Source organism: uncultured Campylobacter sp., assembly GCF_938045205.1.
In the GTDB taxonomy this organism is placed as follows: Bacteria; Campylobacterota; Campylobacteria; order Campylobacterales; family Campylobacteraceae; genus Campylobacter_B.
This window is the reverse complement of sequence record NZ_CALIMY010000154.1, coordinates 1-1470: the sequence shown is the minus strand read 5'-3', so window position 1 is coordinate 1470 and position 1470 is coordinate 1. Positions and strand designations below refer to the sequence as shown.

At 43.5% G+C, this 1470-nt stretch carries 2 protein-coding genes; both read right to left on the bottom strand.

The window, feature by feature from the left end; all coding sequences use genetic code 11:
- On the bottom strand, nt 1-698 hold a 698-nt coding region (locus Q0198_RS09415), incomplete at its 3' end, for a hypothetical protein (protein WP_297897393.1).
- Between the two features lies 1 nt (nt 699).
- Nucleotides 700-1299: a hypothetical protein gene (locus tag Q0198_RS09410; RefSeq protein ID WP_297897390.1), complete on the bottom strand. Its 600-nt coding sequence runs from the start codon at nt 1297-1299 to the stop codon at nt 700-702.
- Nucleotides 1300-1470: the final 171 nt, after the last annotated feature.

The following is a 1470-nucleotide window of genomic DNA, read 5'->3' as shown; positions in this document are numbered from 1 at the left end:
GGCAGTGCAGGACCTTTGAATACATCCTCCCCCTTCCAAACCGAGTGCAGAGAAACTGCGGCTAAAAATTTCTTTTTTAACGCGCGCTTAGCTCTTTCAAAGCCGAAGGCGTTTTTGATATGTTTCTCGCTTTTGCCTTGTGGGTTTTGGCAGAAAAATAATCTATATTCGTTCAGCATGTTTTTTACGGTTTTGAAGTAATCGCTTTTTCCTCTTTTGTTTGCAAAATCCAAAAAGGGCGTAGTTTTTGTTTTGCTTCCATCGCTATTAGGAACTGCAAAATATAACTCTCTGCTTAAAGCGAAGCGAAACATCTCCTTTACGCGAATCTTTTTGCCGTCGTCGCAGAATATCAAAAGCTCATCGTCTCTTACATCATAGGTATCGTGATATTGTTGCTTTCGGTCAGGATACGCCTGAATCGACACAAAATCTATGATTGAATTATCATTATAAAACGGTACAAATTTTTGATCGTCGAGATAGATGCGATAATCGCCAAGGGCATAAGTATCATAGCTCTGCCCCACAGGTTTTCTATTATGCCCGGGCTTTTTGCCGCCTAGAGGCACGAGATATGCACCTTGCAGTGCCTTATAGTATTTCCTGCTAACCGCGCCATTAATAAGTTCAAGCTTGATCCACTCTTTGGTTTGTCCCCTATATCCGCCATTGCTTTCGTCTGCTATAAACTCCATCTTAGCCCCACATTAGCAAAATTCCCATTTGTGCGTAAATCCCGCCGCTATCATCCGTAAGCTCCATATTTATGGGCGTAGGTCTGGAGCAATCTCCTATATCTTTCAGATGATATATGCTACTTTTTTCATCGGGTTTCTCGCTGGACCAGCTAGGATTGCCCGCACTATCTACCGCCTCAAGGCGATATGCCTTACCTCTATCATTCCCAAAAAATAGCGGGGTTTTGAAGCTATGAAGCGTTTTTGTGGGATCGGTAGTATCCGGGGCGCTTGAATACTTTATTAGCTTCAATATCGCTTCGATATCTTGCCCGCCCAGCTTCCCGCCCTCGGGTATATAAAGCTTGCCCTGCCATGCGTCTTCGTCGAAGCTCAGTATGGTCGAAAATCTATCTGCTACTATGGCACAATAAACCCTAGCGACGGGGTTTGTTGCCTTAGCCCATACCGTAAAGCGACCCCTAGGGCTTGAAGTACCGTTGCTGCGTTTGCGACTAAAAATACTAGAGCTTAGGCTAAAGTCTGAATTCGTATCTCCTGAATCCATTTTTAGCGCCTTTTCGCAGGCGGCATCTTTGTATAATACTACGTCAGCCATCTTCAATCCTTCTCTTTAATTTCATTGAAATCGCAGCTAAATTCGTTTGCGAAATAGCCGATATTCATTGTTTTCTCTAACTTTCCGTCTAAATATAGCTCTAGCTTATAAGCTCCGTAATCGCTAAATTTAATCTCCACCTCCCCGAAAGGATCGGCACTAAAGCTTTGC

Coding starts and splice junctions, on each gene's coding strand:
- Q0198_RS09410 (WP_297897390.1), bottom strand. CDS start 1,299: ATGGCTGACGTAGTATTATACAAAGATGCCGCCTGCGAAAAGGCGCTA.